Here is a 20,208-nt window from a genome sequence, read left to right as displayed (position 1 = left end):
GGGTCAGGACGCCGGGTCGTAGCGGCGCGGCGGGTGCGTGCGGGCCACGAGGTCGCGCAGTGCCTGCAGGTCGCCGGAGATGGCGCCGAGCGCACGTCCCTGAATGAGGATGTTCCCCAGCGCGGTCGCCTCCACGGGCCCCGCCAGCACGGGCAGACCGGAACGATCGGCCGTGCGCTGGCAGAGCAGCTCGTTCAGCGTCCCGCCCCCGACCAGGTGGATGGTCTGCAGGTCCACGCCGCCGAGCCGGGCCGCGGTGCGAGCTGTGTCGGCGAAGGCCTGCGCGAGGGATTCGATGATGCTCCGCGCGAGGGCCGCGCGGCCGTCCGGTGCCGCGATGCCCCGTTCCTCGAACCAGGCTGTGATGCGGGCCGGCATGTCCCCCGGGGCCAGGAACCGCGGATCGTCCACGTCGAACACCGGTACGTCCTCCGTCACGGCGGCGGCCTCGGCGAGGAGCGCGGGCAGCTCGATGTCAGCACCGTCCCGCTCCCATGCGCGTACGGTCTCGCTGAGCAGCCAGAGGCCCATCACGTTGTGCAGCAGACGAATGCGTCCGTCCACACCGCCCTCGTTCGTGAACCGCGCGTCGCGCACCTCAGCCGTGAGCACGGGGGAATCGACCTCGACGCCGACCAGACCCCACGTGCCGCAGGAGATGTATGCCGCCGTGGACGGATCCATCGGGACGGCGACCACGGCGGAGGCGGTGTCGTGCGAGCCGACAGCGGTGACGTGCATTCGTGCTGTCGCACCGATGGTCGACGCCACATCCTCGCGTAGCGCGCCGATGGTCTCATCGGGGGAGATGAGCGGTGCCAGCAGCGAACGGTCCAGGCCGAGAGCGGCGAGCACCTCTTCGTCCCAGTCGCCCGTCGTCGCGTTGAGCAGACCCGTGGTCGACGCGTTCGTGCGCTCGCTCACGCGCTGGCCGGTGAGCTGGAAAGCGAGCAGATCCGGGATGAGGAGCAGGTGGTCCGCGATCGCCAGAACGGCCGGATCCTCCGTGGCGAGCTGATACAGCGTGGTGAACGGGAGGAACTGCAAGCCGTTGCGGAGGAAGAGCTCGTCGTGGGGCATGCGCTCATGGACGCGATCGACGCCGTCCGCTGTGCGGGGGTCGCGGTAGTGGAACGGCTCGCCGAGCATGCGCTCGCCGCGCAGCAGCGCGTAGTCCACCGCCCAGGAGTCGATGCCGATCGAGGCGATCTCCGGGGCCTCGCCCAGTGCCGCGCGCAGACCCGCCAGGACGTGAGCGAGCAGGGCCGTGAAGTCCCAGTGCAGGCCGGAGGCCAGGGGGACCGGGCCGTTCGGGAAGCGGGCGACGGCTGTCATCTCGAGCGTGTCCGCGCCGATGCGGCCCACGATCACACGACCGCTGGTGGCGCCCAGATCGACGGCGGCGACGGCGACGGCACGGGAGGTCTCGGCTGCGTTCATGTTCCCTCGGAGCGACGGATGACTGGGGTATTGAAACGATACATTACGCGGGGCGGTCCCGACGGGTCCGCGTCCGAATGTGAGATTCTGTGAGATTCGGGGTGACCTATGGCTAGACTCCCTCTCGTGGGATCACTTGCCGCCGAAGAACGCTGGGGCTGGTTGCTGTCGCAGCTGAAGGAATCCAAGGCGGTTTCCCTGAGCGAGGCGGCGGATGCGCTCGGCGTCAGTGAGATGACCGTCCGCCGCGACTTCTCCGCCATGGAGGCGGAGGGAATCGCACGTCGCGTGCGGGGCGGAGCGGTGTACACCGGGCCGGTCAGCTTCAGTGGGCGCGAGCGCTCGTTCGCCACGGAGAAGGCGGTCATCGCTGAGAAGCTGCTGCCACGCGTGCCGCGGTCGGGGGTGATCGCGATGGATTCGTCCACCACGATGCACCGCCTGGCGCAGGCCATCGGCGCCATGGACGACCTCACCGTCGTCACCAATGGACTCAGCACGTTCCAGGCCCTCCAGGACAAGCCCGGCGTCACCGCGATCCTCACCGGGGGTGCGAAGGACCGGCGTTCGGACTCGCTCGTCGGGCCGGTGGCCACCGCCTTTCTCGAGAGCATGCGCTTCGCTCGCTTCTTCGCCTCCGCCGCCGCGATCGATGCGAACGGCTGTTATGAGGACACTCTGGAAGAAGCCGAGATCAAGCGTGCTTTCGTCCGCTCCTCGGCCCGGGTGCTGATCGGTGCCCACGCGGCGAAGCTGGATGATCACGCCACCGCCGCCGCAGTGCAGCTGGAGAACATCTCGGTGCTCGCCACGGAGCTGGCCCCGACGGACCCCACGATCGTCCCGTACGCGAAGCTCGTCACCGCCGTTCTCTGAGCCACCCGCTCGCCCGCGGTCTATCGACCGTCGTTGTCGTTCGCCGGCGTCGTGCCCCTGTCGTCGCCTGTCGCCTCTCGTCGCGGTCGTCTCCCCTGCGGGAGATCCGGTGTGCGTCCGGAACCGCTGCAATCGGGGTTGTGGATGCACTGGCGTTTCTCGCGGGGAAAGGCACGGCGGAAAAGTTACCTCACAGGAGTTGACAAAAGCTGACACGATATAACATGCTGAGTCTCACCTTGACACAAAGGAGTGGAGCATGACGGTGACCGCACTGCCCGGCGGCCGCGGCACGGACGACGAACGGCACGGCGCATGAGCGCGCCGGGCGGAATCGATGTCCGCCTCAGTGGCATCACGAAGGAGTACCCCGGGGTGGTCGCCCTCGGCGGCGTCTCCCTGGAACTGCGCGCTGGTGAGGTGCATGCCATCGTCGGCGAGAACGGTGCGGGCAAGTCCACGCTGATCAAGGTGCTCGCCGGCGCCGTCCCTGCCACGTCCGGCTCCATCACCGTGGACGGACAGGAGTTCACCAAGCTCACTCCGGCTCTCGCGCAGAGCCTCGGAATCGCGGTGATCTATCAGGAGTTCACACTCGTGCCCAGCCTCACCGCGGCCGAGAACGTGTTCCTCGGACATTTCCTCAAGCGCGGCGCCGTGCTGGACCGCAAGAGCATGGACCGCATCGCGGCCGAGCAGTTCGCCCGTCTCGGTGTCCGCATCGACCCTCGCGTACAGGTGGGGGAGCTCACCACCGGATATCAGCAGATCGTCGAGATCGCGAAGGCCCTGTCCCGCAACGCGCGCCTGCTCATCATGGACGAGCCCTCCGCACCCCTCACCGCCGCCGAGGTGGAGGCGATGTACGGCGTGGTGGACGCGCTCAAGGCGGAGGGGATGACGATCGTCTACATCTCGCACCGCATGGACGAGATCTTCCGTCTCGCGGATCGTGTCTCGGTGCTCCGCGACGGCCAGTACGTCACCACCCGCGGCATCACGGAGACGACGCGGCGCGAGCTCATCAACCTCATGGTCGGCCGCGAACTGTCCGACGGATACCCGCAGCGCGAATCGGAGCCCGGCGAGGTGTCGCTGCGGGTGAGCGGACTCACGGGCAACGGCGTTCAGGACATCGGGTTCGAGGCGCGGGCGGGGGAGATCCTCGGGTTCGGCGGGCTCATCGGCGCAGGCCGTACGGAACTTGCCGAACTGCTCTTCGGCGCCAAGCCGCTGGAATCCGGCGAGGTCACGCTGCACGGGCGCTCCGTGGTGGCGCGCTCGCCGCGTGCCGCCATCGGACATCGCATCGCCCTCGCTCCGGAGGACCGCAAGCGCCACGGCCTCGTGCTGGAGTTCTCGATCCAGGACAACATCACGCTGCCGCACGTCGCCGAGTTCGCGAAGGCGGGGGTCGTCGACCGCAAGGCCGAGCGCGCCCTGGCCGACAAGTACATGGCGGATCTGCGCATCAAGGCGCCGAGCCCTGCGGAGATCGTCGGAAACCTCAGCGGTGGAAATCAGCAGAAGGTCGTGCTCGCGAAGTGGCTGTCCACGGCTCCCGAGGTGCTGATCTTCGATGAGCCCACCCGCGGCATCGACGTCGGCGCCCGCGCCGAGATCTACCGGATCATGAACGCGCTGGCCGACGAGGGCCGCACCATCCTCATGATCTCCTCCGACATGGAGGAACTGATCGGCATGTCCGATCGCATCATCGTGCTGCGCGAGGGCATCCAGCAGGGAGTCCTCGCCAAAGAAGAGATCACCCAGGAGTCGGTCATGGCCCTGGCTGCTGAAGGAGAGATCGTATGAAGTCCATGCTCATGGGCCGGATGAAGGACCTGGGCATCCTGCTCGTCCTCGTGGTCCTCATCATCGCGTTCAGCATTCTGAGCCCGAACTTCCTCGATCCGTCGAACATCTTCAACATCACGCGCCAGATCGCCACGCTCGGCATCGTCGCCGTGGGCTTCTCGTTCGTGCTCATCACCGGAGGCATCGATCTGTCGGTGGGCTATCAGATCTCCGTCAACGTGGTGGTCACAGGCATGCTCATGAGCCAGCTCGGGGTGCCGTGGTACCTCGCCGTGATCCTGTCCCTCGTGCTGGGCGTGCTGATCGGGACCATCAACGGCCTCATCGTCACCTTCACCGGGGTGGCTCCGCTGATCGTCACGCTGTCGATGATGATGATCCTCAACGGCATCAGCTACCTGGTGTCCAAGGGCCTTCCGGTGTTCGGCTTCCCGCGGGAGTTCTCCTTCCTCGGCCAGGGCGCTGTGGCCGGCATCCCGGTCTCGCTGCTCGTGCTCATCGTGGTGTGGGCCATCGGCCTGTTCGTCCTGAACAAGACGCCGCTCGGCCGGTACTTCTACGCCATCGGCAACAACGTCGAGGCGGCTCGCCTCTCCGGCGTGCCCACCCGTGCCACCCTCATCACGGTCTACGCGCTGTGCGGTCTGTTCACCGCCATCGGGGCCATCCTGCTGCTCTCGCGACTCAACTCGGCACAGTCCGCCACCGGAGCCGGCTTCGAGTTCAGCGTGCTGACCGCCTGCGTGCTCGGCGGCATCAGCGTGATGGGCGGACGCGGCAGCCTGTTCGGTGCCTTCATCGGTGTGCTCATCGTGGGCGTGCTCGACAACGGGCTCGTGCTGCTGAACGTCAGCGAGTACGTCCAGCTCGTCATCAAGGGCGTCATCCTGCTCACCGCGGTGATCTACGACGCCACCTCGAAGAACAGCAAGGGCCGCCGCAAGCAGATCGGTGGCGTCTCCATCTTCCGTCAGGGCGCGAAAGCCGCGGCCTGATCTCCTCCTTCGCTTCCTCCCGCAATCACATCGACGACGCGATGACGCGTCACCGTCGTCACAACGAAAGGACCCCTCGTGAAGAAAATCGCGATCCTCGCAGCTTCTGCGGTCGCCCTCGCGCTGACGCTCTCCGGGTGCTCGATGCCTGGTGAGACCACCGGCTCCGGCACTTCCAGCTCTGGCGGCAGCGACGCGGCCAAGGACGGCGCGTACACCGTCGGTGTCACCTTCTCCGACCTCAGCAACCCGGTGTGGGCCGAGCTCGTCCAGGAGGCGCAGACCTACGGTGCCACCAAGGACATGACGGTGACCTACGTCGACGCCGCCAACGACGCAGCCAAGCAGGTCAGCCAGATCGAGAACTTCATCCAGCAGGGTGTCGACGCCGTCATCATCTGCGCGGTCGAGTCCAACGCGCTCGCCGATGTCACGAAGAAGGCGCAGGACGCCGGCATCAAGGTGGTCGGGTACACGCAGGTGCTCACCAACTACGACGCCCAGTACCTCGTCGACGCCTACAACACCGGCTACGCCAACGGCGAGGCTGCGGCGAAGTGGATCAACGCGAACTTCGACAAGTCCGAGACGGTGGAGTGGGGCCTGATGGACCTGCCGCGCTTCCCCGAGATCATCGATCGCGCCAACGGCATCAAGGAGGCCATCGCCGAGCTCGCGCCCAACGCGAAGCTCGTCGCCACCGCCCCCGCTCTCACCGCCGAAGACGGTGTGGCCAACGCCGAGAACTTCCTGCAGGCGAACCCCAACATGAAGGTCATCGCCACCATCGGCGGCGGCGGAGCCGTCGGCGGCAACGAGGGCGTCAAGTCCGCGGGCGTCACGGACTTCAGCAAGTTCGGTCTGTTCGGAATCGACGCGACCGAGAACGAGATCCAGAACATCATCAACGGCGACCCCGAGAAGTCGACTATCAGCCTCGGTGGTGGCAAGGCCCACGGCGACGCGCTGATCGACATCACGGCCGACCTCCTGGCCGGCAAGACCGTCGAGAAGGACCAGTACATGCCGATCACGGTGGTCGACAAGTCGAACGCCGAGGAGTACTACGCCGAGGTCTTCGGCAAGAAGTGACGAAGCGCCGGTCCCGCGGCACCGCCGTGGGACCGGCTACGGCACCGCGCGCGTGCGCCGCGATGCCGAGCATCGACAGCTGCATCGGGACGAGTCATCGGACCCGGTTGAAAGGACATTCCCATGACTCGCGTGTTGGCCGCCGGCGACCGCTTCATCCGCGCCTCCCTGTTCCGCGACGCCGTCGCGGCGGCGGTGCCCGAGCCCGTCGAGATTCGTGAACTCGAGTTCGCGTGGCCGGACGAGCCGTTCGGACGGGTGGCCGAGGTCGATGAGGCCTCCGGCGACGAGGAACAGCTCATCACAGCTCTGGACGGTGCCGCCGCCATCGTCACGCAGCTCGCCCCGATGACCGAGCGCGTGATGGCTGCCAGCCCCGACCTCCGTCTGATCGCGGTGTCACGCGGCGGTCCCACCAACGTCAACCTCGACGCCGCGCGCCGCCACGGCATCCGGGTCGCGAACGTCCCGGGTCGCAACGGGATCGCGACGGCGGAGATGACCATCGGCCTCAGCCTCGCGCTGCTGCGCCGCATCCCGCTCGCCCAGGCCAGCATGCTGCGTCATGAATGGCGTGGTGATCTGTATCGCTCGGACGCGGTCGGCGGTGAGGTGTCCGGCGCCGTGATCGGTCTGCTCGGCGCGGGCGCGGTGGGCGGCCATGTCGCTCGCGTCCTGGCCGCGATGGGTGCGCATGTGCTGGTGTTCGACCCCTATCTTCCCGCCGGTGTGCTGGACGGCGTCATCGAACGCGTCGAAACCGCCGACGAGCTCTTCGAGCGGGCCGACCTGGTCTCGGTGCACGCCCGGCTCACCCCCGAAACCCGGCACATCGTCGGCACCGAGGCCATTGCGCGGATGAAGCCTGGCGCGCTGCTGGTCAACGCCGCGCGCGGTGGTCTGGTGGACTACGACGCGGTCGCCCGCGCCATCGACGCCGGCCACCTCGGAGGTGCGGCCTTCGACGTCTACCCCGATGAGCCCGTCGACTTCTCCCACCGGTTGTTCGCACAGGCTGCTGAGGGCAAGGATGTGGTTGTGACCCCGCACATCGCCGGTGCCAGCCGCCAGACCGCCGAGCGCGCCGCTCACGGCGTCGCCGAAGAGGTGCGCCGCTTTCTCGCGGGCGAGCCCGCCCTCCACCCGCTTGTCGACGGCGAGCGCTGACGTGACGATCGCCTTCCTGGGGCTGGATGTCGGCACGAGCTCGGCGAAGGTTGTGGCCGTCGGCCGCGACGGTCGTCGCATCGCCGATGCCTCGACGCCCTATCCGACGCATGTCGACGAGGCCGCGGCCGAGCAGGACGCCCGCCAGTGGTGGGAAGCGGTGGTGGCATCCGCCCGCAGGGTGACGGCAGGACTGGACATTCGCGCGATCGCGGTCACGTCCCAGGCGCCCACGCTGGTGGCCATCGATGCGGACGGGAACCCCACCGGCCCCGCGCTGACGTGGCTGGATCGCCGCGCCACGGCCGAAGCGCAGCGCATCGCCGCGATCGCGCCGCACTCGCGCAACGGTGCGGACGCCTTCTTCGGAACGGCGAAGCTCCTCTGGTGGGCAGAGCACCGTCCCGAGGTGCTGGAGCGCGCAGCAGCGATCGTGTCGACGAACGGCGCGATCGTCCGCCGCCTCACGGGTGTCGCCGTCCTCGACGACACCACGGCATCCCTCATGCAGGGCTTCGACGAGGCGCTCGGGGACTTCCCGCCGGCGCTGCGCGCGGCCGTTCCGGGCCTCCAGCTGCTCGCCCCGATCATGCCTGCCGATCACGTGGTGGGGGAACTGCTCGCGGGTCCTGCCGCGCAGCTCGGCATCTCGCCGGGAATCCCCGTCGTGGCCGGAGGCATCGACGCCATCGGGTCGGCGCTGGAGGCGGGTGCCCTGGCCCCCGGCGATCCGCTGGTGGAGATGACGGGCTTCAGCAGCGTGACGATGCTGGCTGTTCCGCGGGGAACCGCCGTGCCCGGCTTCATCCACTCGCGCCACTGTCTCCCCGGCACCGACCTCCTCATCACGGCGCAGGTCTCCGCCGGTGCCGCCATCGACTGGGTGAACGGGCTGGATCCCTCGCGCGACTATCGCGATGCCGACAGGATCCTCAGCAGGCCCCGTCCGGGGCGCGTGACGATGGTTCCGAGCCTGGCGGGGGAGCGCACCCCCACGTGGAACGCCTCCGCGCGCGGTGTGATCAGCGGGATCGACCTCGCCACGGATGTCACCGACCTGATGCTGGCGGTCATGGAGGGCAACTCCTTCGCCCTCGCGCGTGACCTGGATGCGATGCGCGACGCCGGCTTCGCGGTCGATCATCTGCTGTCCACGGGCGGGGGAGCCTCCTCCGACGCCTGGCTGCAGATCAAGGCGGACGTGCTGGGAATCCCGGTGATCCGGCCGGCGGCCGGCCACGGCGCAGCGCAGGGTGCGGCGTATCTCGCCGCCCGTGCCATCGGGGAGTTCGGCGAGGTGGAGGATCTGCGAGCTCTGGCCGGTGGTGTGGAGGCGGAGTTCCATCCCGATGGCCACCGGCACGAGCTGTACCGTGCCGCCGCGGAGCGCTTCGCCGCCGCGGCGTCGTTGAACGACGGGCGCTGACGACGTGCGCTGAGCGACCCGCGGTGGCGAGGGCGTTGCGCGACGGGCGTTGAGCGTCGCATTGAGTGACGGACGTTGAACGACGCGCGGTGACGACGGACGTTGAACGACGCGCTGGACGAACCCGGACTGAGGCTGCCCGTCTTCCGAATCTGATCCCCCTGGCGCGTGACCGCCGGCTCCGTGCTTCGACATCTTCTGAGATCTGGGCGGTGGTCGCAGAAGGTGTCGGGGTGGGCATCGCCGACAGCATCTTCTGAGACCGGGGGTGGCGGTGGCCTCAGTTGGGGTCGCGGCGGACGCCGCGGTCGACATCTTGTGAGACCAGTCGCCCGGCCGTCGGACGGGGTCGGGGTCGACGGCAGAGGCAGGGGATGACGTCGGGAGGGGTCGACGTCGGGGGCGGGAACGACGCAGGGCGGAGGCCAACGCTGGCCCCCCCGCCCTGCGTGCGGGCTTACGCGCCCCAGCCGGCCTGCTGGCCGCCGACGCGCTCCGCCTCGATCTTCTCCTGGTACCCCGAGGCGGCGAAGGCGGACATCGGGTCGCGGGGGAGACCGCGTGCCTCGCGCCAGTCGGCGAGGGCGGGTCGGACATCGGTGTAGAAAGCGTCCATGAACACGGCGTTGGCCGCCAGCACGTCACCGGCGACCTGGGCCGAGCGCAGCGCATCCGTGTCGACGGAGAGCGCGCGGGCGGTCATCTCCTGCACGTTCAGCACCGAGCGGATCTGACCGGCGATCTTGTTCTCCACGTTGTGGCACTGGTCGAGCATGAACGCGACGTCGGGGTTGTTCAGCGCACCGCCGCGGATCACCTCGAACAGGATGCGGAACAGCTGGAACGGGTCGGCGGCACCCACGATGAGGTCGTCGTCGGCGTAGAAGCGCGAGTTGAAGTCGAACGAGCCGAGCTTTCCGAGACGCACCAGCTGCATCACGATGAACTCGATGTTGGTGCCCGGTGCGTGGTGGCCGGTGTCGAGGCACACCATGGCGCGATCGCCGAGAGCTGCCACCTGCGCGTAGGAGGTCCCCCAGTCCGGAACGTCGGTGTGGTAGAACGCGGGCTCGAAGAACTTGTACTCCAGGACCAGGCGCTGCTCGCCGGTGAGGCGATCGTAGATCCTCTGCAGCGACTCGTGAAGCCGGTCCTGACGACCCCGCAGATCGGCCTGCCCCGGGTAGTTGGAGCCTTCGGCCAGCCAGATCTTGAGGTCGCGGGAGCCGGTGGCATCCATCACGTCGATGCACTCGAAGTGGTGGTCGATGGCCTTCTGCCGGATGCGGGGGTCCTCGTGCGTGAGGGCGCCGAACTTGTAGTCGTCGTCCTGGAAGGTGTTGGAGTTGATCGTGCCCAGCCTCACGCCCAGATCCTCCGCGTGCCGGCGCAGCGCGGAGAAGTCGTCGACGACGTCCCACGGGATGTGCAGCGCCACGGAGGGGGCGAGAGCGGTGAGACGGTTGACCTCGGCGGCGTCGGCGATCTTCTCGAACGGGTCACGCGGGGTGCCGGCCGTGCCGAACACCTTGAAGCGGGTGCCGGAGTTTCCGAACGCCCAGGACGGCAGCTCGATCGACTGCTGCTCCAGCGTGGAGAGGGTTTCGGGGGTGAGGGACGACATCAGTTCTCGCTTTCGGTGGGAACGGCCTGGAGCTGAGCCTCCAGATTGAAGATCTCGGTGAGGGAGGTTGCTGCCTGATCCGCCCGCCCGGCAAGGTCGATGAAGAACGGCGCCATCTCCGCCTCCCATCGGCTTGCGACCTCGGAGGCCGCCAGATACGCGCGCGCCGCCTCGTCGTCGTCGCACTCGTAGCTGCCGAACAGCGCACTGCGCTCGCGGTCGAGGAAGATCGAGTAGTTCCGGCGTCCCGAGGCGGCGATCTCGGCCAGCATCTCGGGCCACACCGGGCTGTGACGGGCGATGTACTCGTCGAGCATTTCGGGCCGCACCTGCAGGGTGAATGCGTAGCGGGACATGACACTCCTTTGTGAGAGTCGCGGAATCACGGGTGCTGGACAAATCTGAATCGTTTCATGACGATAGTCTGAGTGCCCGGGGCCGTCAAGCGCCCCCGAGGAGGATCGATCGCGTGACGGTCAGTGTGAAGGATGTCGCCCAGGCGGCGTCCGTGTCGGTGGGCACCGTCTCGAATGTGCTCAATCGTCCGCACAAGGTCTCCGCAGCCACCGTCGAGCGGGTGCAGGCTGCCATCGAGGAGCTCGGTTTTGTGCGGAACGACGCGGCGCGTCAGCTGCGCGCAGGCCGCAGTCGTTCCATTGGACTCGTCGTGCTCGACAGCGCGAACCCGTTCTTCGCACAGGTCGCCCGTGGCGCCGAGGAGCGCGCCGCCGCGGAGGGAATGGCGGTGCTCCTCGGCAACAGCGATCAGAGCCCGCTCCGGGAGGCCGCCTACATCGACCTGTTTCGGGAACAGCGCGTGAACGGCGTGCTGCTCACGCCCACAGCGGACGATGCGGCAGCCGTGAGCCGCCTCGCCGAGGCGAGCATCCCGCTGGTGCTCGTCGACGCCGAACTCCCCGGCACTCCCGTGCCTTCCGTGTCGGTGGACGATCTCGAGGGCGGGCATCTCGCCGCGTCGCACCTGCTGTCCCTCGGCCGCCGGCGCCTGGCGTTCGTGGGCGGGCCGCTCTCGATCCGCCAGGTCTCGGATCGTCTGGCGGGAGCGCGCCGCGCGCTCGAGGAGCACCCCGACGCCTCGCTCGAGGTGATCGGGCAGGATGCGATGACCGTGCTCGCCGGTCGCGCGGCAGGGGAGGCAATCGCCCGGCGCCCGGCGAGCGAGCGCCCGGATGCCGTGTTCTGCGCGAACGATCTGCTCGCCGTCGGCGTGATGCAGGGTGCCGCGCTCCTCGGCGATATCCGGATCCCTGCCGACCTCGCCCTCATCGGCTACGACGACATCGACTTCGCCCAGTCGACCGTGGTGCCGCTGTCCTCGGTGCGCCAGCCCGCGCACGAGATGGGTGCGGTGGCCGTGGACCTGCTGCTGGAAGCGGTTGCGTCGCCGGGTGACCCACCGCGTCGGGTCCGATTCCGTCCCGAACTGGTCGTGCGGGCGTCCACGCGCGGCTGACGCTGCCGAGTGGGCTGACGCTGCCGGGATGACGGAGGGCGTCCGACGCATCGCCGGTCTGCAGCCAGCGTCATGCCAGCCTGAGGGGTGCCGACGGGGCCGCCCCGTGGCCTCGTCGTCCTGGTAGCGTCGATCGCATCGACACGTTGACACGATGTTCTGTTCGTTGTGAGGAGACCTGATGGGTGCGTGGGGAAGCAAGCCGTGGGACAGCGATGGAGCCTCGGACTGGTTCAGCAGCTTCTTCGAGGGCATCGATGTCGATGCCCGGATCGATGCCGCTTTCGCCACGGACGATGACTACGACCAGATCCGTGCCGCCTCGTACCTGCTCGCCGTGCTCGGGCGGTCCTACGTCTGGCCGGGAGACCTGGATCGGCTCGATGACCATCTGCAGCGAGGGATCGACCTCCTCACCCAGATGGTCGAGCCGGAGTCGGACTTCCGCGATCTCTACGACGATGATCTGGAGGTCGTCGCAGCCGTGCGCGCGGAGATCGCTGCGTTGGAGGCGCGCCTCGACGGTGAAGACGAGGACGACGAAGACGAGGACGACGAAGACGATCATGACGAAGACGGCGAGGACGAGGACGACTGATTCCTGCGGCTGATCTGCGCTGCCGCATCGGTGTCCGATCCCCGTCTGTTGACCGGGCGTGACCTGCTCTGTGTCGTGTCGGGGTCACAAAGCTAACCGGTTTACCACCGAGCCGGTATGGTCGGATCCATTCGATGATGATGAGCCGAAGGACCGAGATGCCGCAGAACTGGGCAGGCAGCCACACCTACGAAGCCGCGCGGATCGTGTCCGTGCGAAGCCGGGACGACCTGGTGGCGGCGCTCGCGACGCCCGGACGTGTCCACGCGCTGGGCACACGCCACTCCTTCACCGATCTTCCCGACACCGACGGCACGCTCATCGAGATGTCGACCTGGGTTCCGCCCGTCGTCATCGAGGGCGATACGGTGCGCGTCGGCGCCGGGACCCGGTACGCCGTGCTCGCGGCGCAGCTGGAGGACGCGGGTCGTGCCCTGCACAACACCGGTTCGCTGCCACACATCAACGTGGGCGGAGCGACGGCGACGGGAACGCACGGTTCCGGAGACCGCAACGGCGTGCTGACCACGGCGGTGCGCGCCCTCACCTTCGCCGATGCCGCGGGTACGTTCCACACGGTGCGCCGAGAGGACGCCGACTTCGCGGCGCTCGCAGTGGGAGTCGGGGCGTTCGGCGTCGTCACGGAGCTGGAACTGGAGACGCAGCCGACCTACCGGGTGCGCCAGGACATCTACGCCGGGGTGAGCTGGGGCGCCATCCTCGACGACGTCGACGCCGTGACGACGGCGGGCGACAGCGTGTCGGTGTTCACCCGCTGGGACGACAACAGCATCGTCTGGATCAAGAAGCGCGTCGCCGACGATGCGGAACAGCCCGTCGGCACCCTGCTGGACGGCGTGCTGGCCGACCACGAGCTGTCGCCGCTCGGCACGGGCGACAACGTCACGCCGCTGGGCGTGCCGGGTGTCTGGTACCAGCGGCTGCCGCATTTCCGCGCCGACCGCGAGCCCTCCTATGGCGATGAGATCCAGAGCGAGTACTTCATCGACCGTACCCACGCCGCTGCCGCCCTGGCCGCGATCCGGGCGATCGCCGATGGATTCCGCGAACATCTCAACGTCACCGAATTGCGCACCGCAGCCGCGGACGACCTGTGGCTGAGCGGCGCGTACCAGCGCGAATCTTTCATCATCCACTTCACGTGGCTGAACCACCCGGAGCAGGTGCGGGAGGCGCTGGTGGGCATCGAAGCCGCGCTCGCCCCCTTCGACGCCCGCCCGCATTGGGGCAAGCTGCACCTGTTCGATCGCGAGCGACTCGAAGCCGTCGTGCCGCGACTCGCGGAAGCCCGTGCGGTCTACGAGCGCATCGACCCCGACGGACGCTTCGTCAACGACCACCTGGTTCGTGTGGGGCTGCGCGAAGCGCGCTGAGTCAGCGCCCCGGGCGGTCCTTGTCCTCCGGCGCGATGCGGATCGGGGTGGTGGAGGCGACCTCGTCGCTGAACTCCTCCGGCTCGACTTCGGGGATCACCGGGATCGCCGCGGTGCGATCCAGCGTCAGAGCGAAGCGGCGGCTGGTCGAGCGGTGGATGCGGCCGGAGCGCAGCACCCAGATCGCACCCACCGCGAACGCGATGAGACCGGCGACCGCGCCGAGGATGATCGCCCAGCGGGGGCCGTAGGCATGAGCCACCCAGCCCACGATCGGGGCGCCGATCGGTGTGCCGCCCATGAGCACCGCGAGGTAGAGCGCCATCACGCGTCCGCGCAGTGACGGATCGGTGGTGGTCTGCACGTGTCCGTTCGCCGTGGTCATGACCGTCACCGTCGAGAATCCGACGAACACGAGCATGATCGCGTAGAGCCAGTAGCTCTGCATGAAGGCGGAGATCGTGGAGGCGACCGCGAACATCGCCAGTCCGCCGATCGCGACGCTGAGACGCGGGCGGTCGCGTCGGGCGGCGAGGAGCGCTCCGGCGAGCGAGCCGATCGCCACCACCGAGCTCAGCATTCCGAAGCCGTCGGCGTCGCGACCGAACTCCACCGCCATCGTCGAGGTGAAGATCGGCAGGTTCATGCCGAACGCGCTCAGCAGGAACACCATGATGAAGGTGACGATGAGGTCGGGGCGGCGGGTGACGTAGCGGAAGCCGTCGGCGAGGCGCTCGGGGCCCTTCTGCCGCACGCGGGGGACCAGCTCCGACGGGCGCATGATCGCCAGTGCGATGAGCATCGCGATGAACGTGATGGAGTTCGCGAAGAACACCCAGCCGGTGCCGATGGCCACGACGACGATGCCGGCCGCGGCGGGTCCGAGCATGCGGGCCATGTTGAACGACGCGGCGTTGAGGGCCACCGCGTTCGAGGCGTTCTCCCGCGACACCATGTCGGATACGAAGGCCTGGCGCGCGGGGTTGTCGAAGGCCTGCACGAGGCCGAGCGAGAACGCGAAGCCGTACATCATCGGCAGCGTCATCACGTCCGACAGCAGCAGCACCCCCATCACGGCGCCGAGCAGCAGCATCACGGACTGCGTGATCATGAGCAGCTTGCGACGGTCGAAGCGGTCGGCGACGAGCCCCGTGATGCTGACGAGCAGCAGTGGCGGGGCGAACTGCAGGCCCATCGTGATGCCCATCGCGCCCGCGTCGTTGTCGGTGAGCTGGGTGAGCACCACCCACTGCAGCGCCGTCGACTGCATCCATGCGCCCACGTTGGAGATCAGCGCGCCGATGAACCAGACGCGGTAGTTGAAGACCCGCAGCGAACGGAAGGTCGCACCGCCGCCGCTCATCGGTCAGCCACCTTCCGCATGATCTCGGCTGCTCTCACGAGGATGGCGTGCTCCTCATCGTCCAGCTCGTCCAGCGCCTGGTTCAGCCAGGTGTCGCGCTTGGCGATCGTGGCCTCCACCACGGCGGTTCCCGGGTCGGTGATGGTGATGATCACCTTCCGGCCATCGGCCGTGTCGGCGGAGCGCACCACGTACCCGGCTTCTTCGAGGCTGTTGACGGTGCGGTTCATGGAGGGAGCCGACACTCGTTCGTGCGTGGCGAGCTGGCCGAGCGTGGACGGCCCGTGCTTGTGCAGCACCCCCAGGACCGCGAACTGCGCGTCGGACATGGAATCGATTGCCCGATGGGTTCGCAGGCGCCGCGCCAGGCGGAACGTCGCCATGCGCAGCGATGCGCCGTCGGTCGGATTGGTCAGGGGATTGTCACTCGTGCCACTCATGTATTTACTTAGCATAGCTAATTACTCTTGCTAAGTAAATGGCGATCGCGTCCGAGAACCCGGCGTCTCGGGGTGCGGCGGACTCGTAGGGGTTTCTCGCGGGAGGAAAGCTCCCCGACATAGACTCGCGGCATGCCCGAATACATCGACGCGCATGGCATCACGATCGTCTACGACCGCTATGACGCGATCGGCGAAGCGCGGGGGGTGGTACAGCTGGCCCACGGAGTCGGCGAGCACGCCGGCCGGTACGCGCTTCTCATCGCCGCGCTGCAGGGCGAGGGCTGGATCGTCTACGCCGACGATCATCGCGGGCACGGCCGCACGGGCATGAAGCAGTGGGGAGGGGACGCGAGCAAGCTCGGACGCCTTGGGCCCGGAGGGCTGCGTGCCACGATCGCGGCGCTCGCGCAGTTCACCGAGCTGATCCGCGCCGAGAATCCGGCGCTGCCTCTCGTGCTGCTCGGCCACTCCTGGGGATCGCTGATGTCGCAGGAACTGATCGCGCAGCACGCCGAGCGCTACGACGCCGTGATCCTGTCCGGCAGCGCGCAGCGCACATTCTCCGGGCTGAACGCGCAGCCGCTGAACAAGCGGTGGGACGGCCCGGGTGCCCACGGGCTGGAGTGGCTGTGCTCGGTGCGCGAGGTGCAGGACGGGTTCCGCAACGATCCGCTGACCACCGAGACGCCCCTGCCGAAGCTGTTCGGCGTCATCGACACCCTGCGCATCCGCGGCCGGGCGGGCGCGATGGCCAAGGATCTGCCGATGCTCCTCATCGTCGGATCCGAGGACCCGGTCGGCGGCCCGCGCAGCGTGCACAAGCTGGCCGACGACTACCGCACCCGTTCGAAGCTGACCGACGTCACGGTGTACGTGTATCCGGGTGACCGGCACGAGATCTTCAACGAGACCGATCAGGAGAAGGTCCGCGCGGATGTGCTGGGCTGGCTGGACGCCCACTTCCCGCGGAGATGAACGCACTGCCGCGCGGCCGCGTCGTCGGCCGCGCGGATGCTCCCTCGGCCCGTGCGAACTAGGCTGGGAGGATGCACGGCGAGTACAAGGTTCCCGGGGGAAAGCTCGTCGTCGTCGACTTCGCGGTCGACGGCGGACGGATCAGCGATTTCCACCTGGCGGGTGACTTCTTCCTCGAGCCTGATTCGGCTCTGGACGACATCAACGCGAGCGTGGAGGGGCTGCCTGAGACCGCCGATGTCGCCACGATCGCCGCTGCCGTGCGAGCGGCGCTTCCGGAGGGCGCGCAACTGCTCGGCCTCACACCGGAGTCGGTCGGCACCGCCGTCCGTCGCGCGCTGGTGACAGCGCCCGGGTGGAAGGACTTCGAGTGGGAGATCGTCCGGGACCCCGCCGTGTCGCCCCACATGAACCTGGCCCTGGATGAGGTCCTCACCACGCGCGTGGGGGAGGGGCGGCGAAAGCCCACCCTGCGCATCTGGGAGTGGGATCAGTCGGCCGTGGTGATCGGCTCGTTCCAGTCGTATCGCAACGAGGTCGATCCGGAGGGAGCCGCACGCCACGGCTTCCAGGTGGTGCGTCGCATCTCCGGCGGCGGGGCGATGATGATGGCCGCCGGGCAGATCATCACCTACTCGCTCTACGTTCCCGCCGAGATGGTCGCTGGGATGACCTTCGCCGACTCGTACGCCTACCTAGACGACTGGGTGCTGCAGGCGCTGCGCTCGCTCGGTATCGACGCCACGTATCAGCCCCTGAACGACATCGCCAGCCCCACCGGCAAGATCGGCGGTGCCGCGCAGAAGCGCCTCGCCAACGGTGGCGTGCTGCACCACGCCACCATGAGCTACGACATCGACGGGCAGATGATGACCGAGGTGCTGCGCATCGGCCGCGAGAAGCTGTCCGACAAGGGCACGACGTCCGCGGCGAAGCGGGTCGATCCGCTGCGCTCGCAGACCGGCCTGTCGCGCGACGACGTGATCCAGGCTTTCATCGGCACGTTCCGCCAGCTCACGGGCGCCGTGGACGGCACGATCTCCGCCGACGAGTACGCCGACGCCGAGCGTCTGGTCGAGACCAAGTTCGCCACCGACGCGTGGCTGCACCGCGTCCCGTGACGGTCACCATCTTCGAGGGCGACAACCTCGACGTCCTGCGCCCCTATCCCGACGCCTCCTTCACCCTGGTCTACCTCGATCCGCCGTTCAACACCGGTCGCACGCGGGAGAAGGCGATCGAGACCACGCGGTCGATTCCGCAGGAGGTGACCGACGAGAGCCTCGGGCTCGACCCCGCCGAACGGGCCACCGAGAGCGACGAGATCACCGAGGCGGTCATCCGCCGCGGCTTCCACGGCCGCGCCTACGAGCGGATTCGCGGGGCTCTGCACAGCTTCGATGACCGATTCGACGATTACTGGGAGTTCCTGGAGCCGCGGCTGTGGGAGGCCTGGCGGCTTCTCGCCGACGACGGCACGCTGTACCTGCATCTCGACTACCGCGAGGCGCACTACGCCAAGGTGATGCTGGATGCCATCTTCGGCCGCGACAACTTCCTGAACGAGATCATCTGGGCCTACGACTACGGCGGCAAGACCCGCAAGCGCTGGCCCACCAAGCACGAGACGATCCTCGTGTACGTGAAGAACCCGGACAAGTACGTGTTCAACTCCGACGAGGTGGACCGTGAGCCCTACATGGCTCCGGGCCTGGTCACCGCCGAGAAGGCCGCGCGGGGAAAGCTACCCACCGACGTGTGGTGGCACACCATCGTGCCGACGTCGGGCAAGGAGAAGACCGGCTACCCCACCCAGAAGCCGGAGGGAATCCTGCGTCGTATCGTGCAGGCGTCCTCGCGTCCCGGTGACATGGTGCTGGACATGTTCGCGGGGTCCGGAACCACGGGCGTGGTCGCGGACGAGCTGGGCCGGCACGCGGTGCTCGTGGATGACAATCGGACCGCCGCCGTCGTGATGCGCAGCCGCCTGCCTCGGGCCCGCTTCGTCGCCCCCGACGACGCCGACCACTCCGAGTACGAGCAACTCACCGACTGACGGTTTCATAGCGCGCACTTGGATCCAATCCCGCGGGTTTTGGAGCCAAGTGCGCACGATGAACCATCTTGGTGCCTCGATGCCCGGTGCCCCCGTGCCCCGGCCGGCGTGAGTCGGTGGAGGGACGGTTCAAAGCGCGCGAATGGCTCCAATTCCGACGGTTTTGGAGCCATTCGCGCGCTTTGAACGAGATTCGGGGGTTGACGGAGCCGCGAGGGCCGTCGTAGTCTTCCGAATCGACTGGTAAGTTTCCAGTCGATTCTCGAGGAGGAGACCACGATGTCGGCACCCGCGCAGATGCGCTTGCGCAACGACCAGGCGGCGCTGCGGCTCATCGCCGACAACGGACCGATCGCGCGCTCCGAACTCCAGGACCTGATCGGCCTCTCCAAGCCCGCGGTCACCGACCTCCTCGCCCGGCTGGAGCGTGCCGGTCTCATCGAGCCGAGCGGGCTCCGCGCGAGTGGTCCGGGTCCGCGCGCCCAGCTGTGGGGCATCCGCGGCGACGCCGGCGCGACCGCCGCCATCGATCTGCGGCACGACCTCGTCGACGTCGCGCTCTACGACGCCGCAGGCCGTGAGCGCGTCCGCGCCCGCCGCGAGCACCACAGCTCCGACACGTTGGACACCGTCATCGCCGCGCTCGAGGACGCGTGCACTCAGAGCGGCATCGCGCACAGCGACATCTCGGAGGCGGTCGTCGGCGTTCCCGGCGCGATCGACCCGGCCACCGGGCACCTGCTCTACACCCCGCGGTTCCTGGAGTGGACGGGCGTGAACGTCGTCGAGCTGCTGTCCACCCGTCTCGGCTTCCCCGTGGACATCGAGAACGACGTCAATCTCCTGGCTCTCGCGGAGAACGACGAACGCGTCGAACAGGGCATCACCTCCGCCGTGTTCCTGTGGGTCGACACCGTGGGTCTCGGTTCCGCGGTGGTCCTCCAGGGACACCTGCACCGGGGAAACTCCGGCGGTGCCGGTGAGATCGACTACCTTCCGACGCCCGACCTCGCCGGTCCCGTCGACCACGGCGGGGCATCGGACCTCGGCGGCGCGCTCGATCCCGTCACGATCCTCGGGGTGGGCGCACGGTACGGGCGCCAGGAACGAAGCGCGCGCGACCTGATCGCCGCGTGTGCGGCCGAGTACCGCGAGAAGGACTCCGCGCGTGCCGTGATCCAGGAGACCGCGGCGCGCATCGCCCGCGGCGCCGTGGTGCTGATCACGGTGATCGATCCGCAGCTGGTGATCCTCGGCGGAAGCTACATCGACGCCGGCGGTGACCTCCTGCTGACCCGCGTCCGCGATGAGGTGGACCGACTGCTCACCCGCGACCGCACCGGGCACCTCTCGTGGGCGCGGCAGGCACACCGCGACGACGCGATCCTCACCGGCGCCGGGCAGCTGGCCGTCGCCCGCCTGCAGCATCGCGTGTTCGCGCGCGGCTCCCTCGACAACTGATCCCCC

18 protein-coding genes are annotated in these 20,208 nt (G+C 68.3%); 13 read left to right on the top strand and 5 right to left on the bottom strand.

Features of this window, described 5'->3' with window-relative positions; all coding sequences use genetic code 11:
* Positions 1-3: 3 nt before the first annotated feature.
* Positions 4-1,440 carry a rhamnulokinase gene (locus LQ566_RS06240; protein ID WP_231090742.1) on the bottom strand — a complete coding sequence of 479 codons (1,437 nt, stop codon included), beginning with the start codon at positions 1,438-1,440 and terminating at the stop codon, positions 4-6.
* Positions 1,441-1,566: 126 nt separating this feature from the next.
* On the opposite strand from LQ566_RS06240, the gene LQ566_RS06235 reads away from it, so the two are divergent.
* The 6 genes from LQ566_RS06235 to LQ566_RS06210 all read left to right on the top strand — a co-directional run bounded on the left by LQ566_RS06235 (position 1,567) and on the right by LQ566_RS06210 (position 8,814).
* Positions 1,567-2,316 carry a DeoR/GlpR family DNA-binding transcription regulator gene (locus LQ566_RS06235; protein ID WP_231090741.1) on the top strand — a complete coding sequence of 250 codons (750 nt, stop codon included), beginning with the start codon at positions 1,567-1,569 and terminating at the stop codon, positions 2,314-2,316.
* 315 nt (positions 2,317-2,631) lie between these two features.
* Complete coding sequence (locus tag LQ566_RS06230; protein ID WP_231090740.1) at positions 2,632-4,131, top strand: sugar ABC transporter ATP-binding protein; 1,500 nt, start codon at positions 2,632-2,634, stop codon at positions 4,129-4,131.
* Complete coding sequence (locus LQ566_RS06225) at positions 4,128-5,129, top strand: ABC transporter permease (RefSeq protein ID WP_231090739.1); 1,002 nt, start codon at positions 4,128-4,130, stop codon at positions 5,127-5,129. The genes LQ566_RS06230 and LQ566_RS06225 overlap by 4 nt, the downstream gene beginning before the upstream one ends.
* A 78-nt stretch (positions 5,130-5,207) precedes the next feature.
* Positions 5,208-6,221: a sugar ABC transporter substrate-binding protein gene (locus LQ566_RS06220; protein ID WP_231090738.1), complete on the top strand. Its 1,014-nt coding sequence runs from the start codon at positions 5,208-5,210 to the stop codon at positions 6,219-6,221.
* A gap of 123 nt (positions 6,222-6,344) precedes the next feature.
* Positions 6,345-7,388: an NAD(P)-dependent oxidoreductase gene (locus LQ566_RS06215; protein WP_231090737.1), complete on the top strand. Its 1,044-nt coding sequence runs from the start codon at positions 6,345-6,347 to the stop codon at positions 7,386-7,388.
* A 1-nt stretch (position 7,389) separates the two neighbouring features.
* Positions 7,390-8,814: a xylulokinase gene (locus tag LQ566_RS06210; protein WP_231090736.1), complete on the top strand. Its 1,425-nt coding sequence runs from the start codon at positions 7,390-7,392 to the stop codon at positions 8,812-8,814.
* Between the two features lie 457 nt (positions 8,815-9,271).
* Here LQ566_RS06210 and rhaI read toward each other — a convergent pair whose 3' ends face one another.
* Together rhaI and LQ566_RS06200 are read right to left on the bottom strand one after the other, a co-directional pair.
* Positions 9,272-10,438, bottom strand: coding sequence for an L-rhamnose isomerase (gene rhaI / locus LQ566_RS06205; RefSeq protein WP_231090735.1), 1,167 nt, complete (start codon positions 10,436-10,438; stop codon positions 9,272-9,274).
* Positions 10,438-10,794: an L-rhamnose mutarotase gene (locus LQ566_RS06200; protein ID WP_231090734.1), complete on the bottom strand. Its 357-nt coding sequence runs from the start codon at positions 10,792-10,794 to the stop codon at positions 10,438-10,440. The genes rhaI and LQ566_RS06200 overlap by 1 nt, the downstream gene beginning before the upstream one ends.
* Before the next feature lie 113 nt (positions 10,795-10,907).
* Between LQ566_RS06200 and LQ566_RS06195 the strand changes: the two genes are divergently transcribed.
* The 3 genes from LQ566_RS06195 (at position 10,908) to LQ566_RS06185 (ending at position 13,904) form a co-directional block, all read left to right on the top strand.
* Entirely contained in the window at positions 10,908-11,912 is a 1,005-nt protein-coding gene (locus LQ566_RS06195; protein WP_231090733.1) for a LacI family DNA-binding transcriptional regulator, read from the top strand.
* A gap of 181 nt (positions 11,913-12,093) precedes the next feature.
* Positions 12,094-12,510, top strand: a complete 417-nt coding sequence (locus LQ566_RS06190; RefSeq protein WP_231090732.1) for a hypothetical protein — start codon at positions 12,094-12,096, stop codon at positions 12,508-12,510.
* A gap of 158 nt (positions 12,511-12,668) precedes the next feature.
* Positions 12,669-13,904 (top strand): D-arabinono-1,4-lactone oxidase, encoded by a 1,236-nt coding sequence (locus LQ566_RS06185; RefSeq protein ID WP_231090731.1) that lies wholly within the window; start codon positions 12,669-12,671, stop codon positions 13,902-13,904.
* A 1-nt stretch (position 13,905) separates the two neighbouring features.
* Here LQ566_RS06185 and LQ566_RS06180 read toward each other — a convergent pair whose 3' ends face one another.
* Both LQ566_RS06180 and LQ566_RS06175 read right to left on the bottom strand, forming a co-directional pair.
* Entirely contained in the window at positions 13,906-15,267 is a 1,362-nt protein-coding gene (locus LQ566_RS06180) for an MFS transporter (RefSeq protein WP_231090730.1), read from the bottom strand.
* On the bottom strand, positions 15,264-15,707 hold the full coding sequence (locus LQ566_RS06175) for a MarR family winged helix-turn-helix transcriptional regulator (protein WP_231090729.1): 444 nt from the start codon (positions 15,705-15,707) through the stop codon (positions 15,264-15,266). The genes LQ566_RS06180 and LQ566_RS06175 overlap by 4 nt, the downstream gene beginning before the upstream one ends.
* 132 nt (positions 15,708-15,839) lie before the next feature.
* Between LQ566_RS06175 and LQ566_RS06170 the strand changes: the two genes are divergently transcribed.
* The 4 genes from LQ566_RS06170 to LQ566_RS06155 all read left to right on the top strand — a co-directional run bounded on the left by LQ566_RS06170 (position 15,840) and on the right by LQ566_RS06155 (position 20,202).
* A complete protein-coding gene (locus LQ566_RS06170) occupies positions 15,840-16,685 on the top strand; it encodes an alpha/beta fold hydrolase (RefSeq protein WP_231090728.1) in 846 nt (281 codons plus the stop codon).
* A 71-nt stretch (positions 16,686-16,756) separates the two neighbouring features.
* Entirely contained in the window at positions 16,757-17,806 is a 1,050-nt protein-coding gene (gene lplAB, locus LQ566_RS06165; RefSeq protein WP_231090727.1) for a lipoate-protein ligase LplAB, read from the top strand.
* A complete protein-coding gene (locus LQ566_RS06160) occupies positions 17,785-18,741 on the top strand; it encodes a DNA-methyltransferase (protein WP_231090726.1) in 957 nt (318 codons plus the stop codon). Before lplAB ends, LQ566_RS06160 begins: the two co-directional genes overlap by 22 nt.
* A 279-nt stretch (positions 18,742-19,020) precedes the next feature.
* Complete coding sequence (locus LQ566_RS06155) at positions 19,021-20,202, top strand: ROK family transcriptional regulator (RefSeq protein ID WP_231090725.1); 1,182 nt, start codon at positions 19,021-19,023, stop codon at positions 20,200-20,202.
* The last annotated feature ends 6 nt before the right edge of the window (positions 20,203-20,208 follow it).

It is taken from the genome of Microbacterium nymphoidis, assembly GCF_021044885.1.
In the GTDB taxonomy this organism is placed as follows: domain Bacteria; phylum Actinomycetota; class Actinomycetes; order Actinomycetales; family Microbacteriaceae; genus Microbacterium; species Microbacterium nymphoidis.
Note: the sequence above shows the minus strand (reverse complement) of the source record. Positions and strands in the feature narration are given on the sequence as shown.

What these genes read in the sequence shown, in the direction of transcription:
- LQ566_RS06240 (WP_231090742.1), bottom strand. Translation starts at nt 1,440, where the DNA reads ATGAACGCAGCCGAGACCTCCCGTGCCGTCGCCGTCGCCGCCGTCGAT.
- LQ566_RS06230 (WP_231090740.1), top strand. Translation starts at nt 2,632, where the DNA reads ATGAGCGCGCCGGGCGGAATCGATGTCCGCCTCAGTGGCATCACGAAG.
- LQ566_RS06225 (WP_231090739.1), top strand. Translation starts at nt 4,128, where the DNA reads ATGAAGTCCATGCTCATGGGCCGGATGAAGGACCTGGGCATCCTGCTC.
- LQ566_RS06215 (WP_231090737.1), top strand. Translation starts at nt 6,345, where the DNA reads ATGACTCGCGTGTTGGCCGCCGGCGACCGCTTCATCCGCGCCTCCCTG.
- rhaI (WP_231090735.1), bottom strand. Translation starts at nt 10,438, where the DNA reads ATGTCGTCCCTCACCCCCGAAACCCTCTCCACGCTGGAGCAGCAGTCG.
- LQ566_RS06200 (WP_231090734.1), bottom strand. Translation starts at nt 10,794, where the DNA reads ATGTCCCGCTACGCATTCACCCTGCAGGTGCGGCCCGAAATGCTCGAC.
- LQ566_RS06190 (WP_231090732.1), top strand. Translation starts at nt 12,094, where the DNA reads ATGGGTGCGTGGGGAAGCAAGCCGTGGGACAGCGATGGAGCCTCGGAC.
- LQ566_RS06185 (WP_231090731.1), top strand. Translation starts at nt 12,669, where the DNA reads ATGCCGCAGAACTGGGCAGGCAGCCACACCTACGAAGCCGCGCGGATC.
- LQ566_RS06180 (WP_231090730.1), bottom strand. Translation starts at nt 15,267, where the DNA reads ATGAGCGGCGGCGGTGCGACCTTCCGTTCGCTGCGGGTCTTCAACTAC.
- LQ566_RS06175 (WP_231090729.1), bottom strand. Translation starts at nt 15,707, where the DNA reads ATGAGTGGCACGAGTGACAATCCCCTGACCAATCCGACCGACGGCGCA.
- LQ566_RS06170 (WP_231090728.1), top strand. Translation starts at nt 15,840, where the DNA reads ATGCCCGAATACATCGACGCGCATGGCATCACGATCGTCTACGACCGC.
- lplAB (WP_231090727.1), top strand. Translation starts at nt 16,757, where the DNA reads ATGCACGGCGAGTACAAGGTTCCCGGGGGAAAGCTCGTCGTCGTCGAC.
- LQ566_RS06155 (WP_231090725.1), top strand. Translation starts at nt 19,021, where the DNA reads ATGTCGGCACCCGCGCAGATGCGCTTGCGCAACGACCAGGCGGCGCTG.